Annotated in this window: 6 protein-coding genes; 1 reads left to right on the forward strand and 5 read right to left on the reverse strand. The window is 38.0% G+C overall.

The window, feature by feature from the left end:
* Window positions 1-76: 76 nt before the first annotated feature.
* From FC24_RS07695 to FC24_RS07710, 4 genes are read right to left on the reverse strand one after another with little or no spacing between them, the layout of a single operon-like run.
* Entirely contained in the window at window positions 77-733 is a 657-nt protein-coding gene (locus tag FC24_RS07695) for an amino acid ABC transporter permease (RefSeq protein WP_057874312.1), read from the reverse strand.
* Window positions 734-749: 16 nt separating this feature from the next.
* The gene (locus FC24_RS07700; RefSeq protein WP_057874313.1) at window positions 750-1388 is read right to left on the reverse strand and encodes an amino acid ABC transporter permease; all 639 of its coding nucleotides are present in this window, start codon (window positions 1386-1388) and stop codon (window positions 750-752) included.
* Window positions 1389-1390: 2 nt separating this feature from the next.
* Entirely contained in the window at window positions 1391-2236 is an 846-nt protein-coding gene (locus tag FC24_RS07705; protein ID WP_191980382.1) for a glutamate ABC transporter substrate-binding protein, read from the reverse strand.
* The gene (locus FC24_RS07710; RefSeq protein WP_057874315.1) at window positions 2236-2970 is read right to left on the reverse strand and encodes an amino acid ABC transporter ATP-binding protein; all 735 of its coding nucleotides are present in this window, start codon (window positions 2968-2970) and stop codon (window positions 2236-2238) included. Before FC24_RS07710 ends, FC24_RS07705 begins: the two co-directional genes overlap by 1 nt.
* 291 nt (window positions 2971-3261) lie before the next feature.
* Here FC24_RS07710 and FC24_RS07715 point away from each other — a divergent pair, with 291 nt between their 5' ends.
* On the forward strand, window positions 3262-3891 hold the full coding sequence (locus FC24_RS07715) for an HAD family hydrolase (RefSeq protein WP_057874316.1): 630 nt from the start codon (window positions 3262-3264) through the stop codon (window positions 3889-3891).
* A gap of 93 nt (window positions 3892-3984) precedes the next feature.
* On the opposite strand, the gene FC24_RS11570 is transcribed toward FC24_RS07715, so the two are convergent.
* Window positions 3985-4589: DUF6681 family protein (locus FC24_RS11570; RefSeq protein WP_338037832.1), on the reverse strand; the 605-nt coding region annotated here is incomplete at its 5' end.

The raw sequence follows: 4589 nt of genomic DNA on the forward strand, positions 1-4589 counted from the left end.
CATAGTAAAACCCCTAACGTTGGATTTAGTTGTCCAACGTTAGGGGTTCACTTTAACCTGTTGCCTTTTTTGTTGACTATGCCCCTAAGCGGCGATCTAATAAACGCGATAGCCAAGATAATGTATAGCAAACAATAAAATATAAAACCGCTAACGCTAAAAACATCGGTAAAACATAATTTGTGTTTTGACCATAAATAATTTGTGCGTGGTACATTAATTCCGGCAGCATAATAATGGTTGCCAATGAGGTATCTTTAATTAAAGATACAAACTGGCTCACTAAAGGCGGGATCATTTTTTTAATGGCTTGTGGCAACACAACATGCTGCATGGCCTGCCAGTAAGTCATCCCATTACTGCGTGCAGCTTCCATTTGCCCAGGATCAACTGCTTGAATCCCGCTACGAATAATCTCTGCTACCATCGCTGATTCAAACACCGTCATGGCTAAAATCGCCGCTAAAATTACATCAGGTCGAATGCCAATATTAGGCAGCCCAAAAAATGTAAAGAATAAAATCAATAATAATGGTAAATTACGGATAATATCAATTACAAAACCAACAATAGCAGATAAATATTTGATCTTAATATAACGGAGTAAGCCTAACAAACCACCGATAATAAAGCTTAGAATAATCGCAACCACTGAAATTTCTACCGTGACCCACAGCCCTTCCAGAAGAAAACGAATATTGAGCCATGAATACGCTTGTGCAAAATTAGCCATCAGTTTTCCTCCTTAATTAAGCCCATTTCTTTTCTAGATAACGCATAAAATAACTAAGTGGTAACGTTAAAATGAGGTACAATAAACCAACTGCTAAATAAGTATTTGACGTATCAAAAGTTGTTGATGCGATCACATTTCCTTGATACATCAGATCAAAGCCTGCAACAAAGGCTAAAACAGAGGAATTTTTCACTAGATTGATAAATTGATTCCCTAATGGTGGAATCGTCATTTTAATTGCCTGCGGAAAAACAATGTGAACCATTGCCTGTGTGTAAGTTAGACCATTTGAACGAGCGGCTTCCATCTGTCCTAAATCAACTGCCTCAATACCAGCCCTGACAGTTTCTGCAATGAAAGCAGAGGTATAAATTGTTAAGCCAATCGTTCCTGCTGTAAAGCCACTAACCTTGCTGAAAAACATGGGAATGACGATGTAAAAAAACATGGTAATCACTAATAAGGGAATATTCCGAAAAATTTCAACGTAAATGCGGCCGACAATTCGCCAGCCTTTATGTTCACTTATTTCCAATAACGCAAAAACCACACCAATAATTAAGCTGCCAGCTAACGCAATGAGACTAGAAGCTAGAGTGAACAAAAAGCCTGACCAAAATGCTGGCCAATGATTAGCTAAAATTGAAAACATCTTTAGTCCCCTCCCTTATCAAAATCAGGAACTTGGCCAAACCATTTATTCAACAGTTGTTGATACTCACCGGTTTGTTTCATTTTTTCAACCGCTTGATTGATCGCTTGAGTAAATGGTTGTTGACCTTTATTAACGGCAACACCATAAGGTTCTTTAGTAAAGGTTCCACCGACAACCACATAATTAGGATTTTCTAATGACATACCATAAAGAATACCACTATCAGTAGTTAGCGCCTGCCCTTGTCCTGATTTCAACGCAGTAAATGCCTGGGCATAATCCGATAATTCCAAAACGCGCGCTTTAGGTGCGAATTTTTTGACCTTTTGCGCTGAAGTGGAACCTTGAACAGCCAAAATTTTAGCACCTTTATAATTCAAATCCTTAATGGTACGGATTGGACTACCTTTTTTAACTAAAATTGCCTGACCAGCATTAAAGTATGGCTTAGAAAAATCAACTTGTTTAGCTCGCTGTGGTGAAATGGACATAGTGGCAATAATAGCATCGATATTGCCGTTTTTTAACATGGGAATCCGTGTATTACTAGTAACTTGAACAAATTCAGCCTTACCGTTCTCACCTAAAATTTGCTTAGTAATCCCTTTAGCCATATCAATATCAAAACCTTCGATTTTACTAGTTTTAATGTTCATTAAACCAAATAAGCGGGTATCTGCTTTGACACCCCAAGTAATGGTCTGGGTTTGCTGACTAGCCTTTAAAACATCTTGTTTAGCTAAATTCTGTTTACCACAACCACTCATCAACAAAATTAACCCCATTAAGCAGACAAGTGGTAGTGCACGGTGAATTAATTTTTTCAATCTCCGTGCCTCCTTCATCAATGGTTAATAATTTTGCTTAAGAACTGACGCGCACGCTCCTCTTTTGGATGTGCAAAGAAGGTTTTAGTATCGTCATCTTCCAAAACTTCCCCATCCGCCATAAAAATTAACCGGTTGGCCACTTCTTGAGCAAAACCCATTTCATGGGTGACTACAATCATGGTCATCCCTTCTGCTGCGACTTTTTTCATGACATCCAAAACATCACCGATCATTTCTGGGTCTAAAGCCGAGGTAGGTTCATCAAACAACAAGGCCTTGGGCTTCATAGCCAAACTACGTGCAATTGCAACTCGCTGTTCCTGACCACCGGACAACATGCTCGGATATGAATGAGCTTTTTCGGCCAAGCCAACTAAACTTAATAATTTCATCGCTTCTTTTTCACTTTGCGCTTTATCTTCTTTAAGAACCAAACGCGGCCCTAATGTAATGTTATCTAACACTGTTTTGTTAGCATAAAGGTTAAAATGCTGAAAAACCATGCCAACTTCACGTCTGATCTTATTGATATCTGTTTTTTTATCTGCTAAATCAAAATTATTCACAATTAATTGGCCAGAAGAAATGGTATTTAAACCGTTCATCGTGCGTAACAAAGTGCTTTTACCAGAACCAGATGGTCCAATAATAACAACCACTTCGCCTTTATCAATTGTCAAATTAATCCGTTTTAGTGCGTGAAAATCGCCATAATATTTTTCAACATCATGAAATTCAATCATTGACATTAAGCTTCCCCCAAACTTTGCGTTTAGATAACAGCAACGCTCAGCTATCTACCCACCAATATGTGTAATAAAAAATACCATCAAAACCATAGCTTCAATTTTAATTTATTTTTAATCCATGCGCAACTTTATTTTACTTACTAATCAGCTTTTCCAATCAATATTCCAACAAAGCTCTAATGAAGTTCCCTCAATTCATGTGAGCGGTTTAATCCGTTGATTTCTATGTTTTTGCATCACAGCAAAGATTTCGTTATACTAACTTTAACCTGCACGACAAAGGAGCGCATTATGACATATCAGACCATTTTATTTGATTTTGATGGCACATTAGTTGACACAGAAAAATCTGTCTTAACTTCGTTACAAATCGTACTTGCCCGGTACGGTATTCATAAAACTTTTGCTGAATTAGAATTTAGCCTTGGTATTCCTGGTCTAAACGCCATGAAGCAATTAGGCGTTACCGATCCGGTTGCAGTGGGACGTGAATGGTCTGCAGAAGCTTTATTACATAAAAAAAGTGTCACCATTTTTCCTGGCATTACCAAATTAATTCAACAACTAAAGCAAACTGGCCATCAAATTGGAATTGTGACCTCAAAAAATGAAGCAGAGGTTCGCGATGAAATTGCCATTTATCCGTTTACTAAACAAATGGCAATCATTGTTAGCGCTAGTGACACTAAATTACACAAGCCAAAACCAGACCCACTTTTGTACGCCATCCAACAATTAAATAGTGATGCTGTTAATACGTTGTACATTGGTGACACAGAATATGATTTAAAGGCTGCTTTAGGTGCTGGTACTGGTTTTGCAGTAGCAGGATGGGGTGCACATGATCACGGCCAATTTAAACAAGCAACCTACTATTTACAGCAGCCGCAACAGTTACTAACACAACTAACTTTAAACTAAAATTTAATTACCATAATAAAAGACTGGAAAAATCCTTACGGAAATTGTCCAGTCTTTTTAGTAATTCAAACATTCAACTCGTTTTTAGCTAAATTAACTACGATGCCGTTGTGTCCGGGATAAATTTTCTGCCGGTGCTTTTTTTCGTCGCATTTCTGGATCAGTCGTCGGTTGTTCTGGCTTTTTAGGATCTTTGTAAGCCGCTTTAGCAGTAATTTGAAAATCATCGTTGCCAGAAACAAGCCCTGATCGTCCAGCGAGTTTATAAGGCCCACCAGTTAATTGTACATTGGCTAATACAATTCGATATTTAGCAGCAGCTTGACTAATTGGCATCAATCCAACTTCAGTAACTTCACCTAACGCCAAACTATCAATTGCATTGCGGCCACCATAGACTAGATAGTGACCATTTTGCTCTCGTAATTCATAAAACGGTAATGGTGCCGCATGTGAAAGGGCATAAACTGGCTGGCCACTGTTTTTAGCTAATCGGTAAATTTCACGTTCAGAACGACCAGCATAATCTAATTGCCAGTAATCACTAGCGACTAAATCATCCACTAATTGTTTAATGTGTTCAGCTTGAACAGCATCAGTAACAACCTTAGTTGGCAGTAGATTTTTCTCACGAAATAATCCAGGAGAGCGTAAAATATTTTGTGTAAATGCATAAAAGATTTCTGAATTGTATAGAA

This window comes from Loigolactobacillus rennini DSM 20253, assembly GCF_001436505.1.
Classification (GTDB): Bacteria; Bacillota; Bacilli; order Lactobacillales; family Lactobacillaceae; genus Loigolactobacillus; species Loigolactobacillus rennini.

Excerpts from the sequence above, each read along its gene's own strand:
- FC24_RS07700 (WP_057874313.1), bottom strand. The coding sequence starts at position 1,388 with ATGTTTTCAATTTTAGCTAATCATTGGCCAGCATTTTGGTCAGGCTTT.
- FC24_RS07705 (WP_191980382.1), bottom strand. The coding sequence starts at position 2,236 with ATGAAGGAGGCACGGAGATTGAAAAAATTAATTCACCGTGCACTACCA.
- FC24_RS07710 (WP_057874315.1), bottom strand. The coding sequence starts at position 2,970 with ATGTCAATGATTGAATTTCATGATGTTGAAAAATATTATGGCGATTTT.
- FC24_RS07715 (WP_057874316.1), top strand. The coding sequence starts at position 3,262 with ATGACATATCAGACCATTTTATTTGATTTTGATGGCACATTAGTTGAC.
- FC24_RS07695 (WP_057874312.1), bottom strand. The coding sequence starts at position 733 with ATGGCTAATTTTGCACAAGCGTATTCATGGCTCAATATTCGTTTTCTT.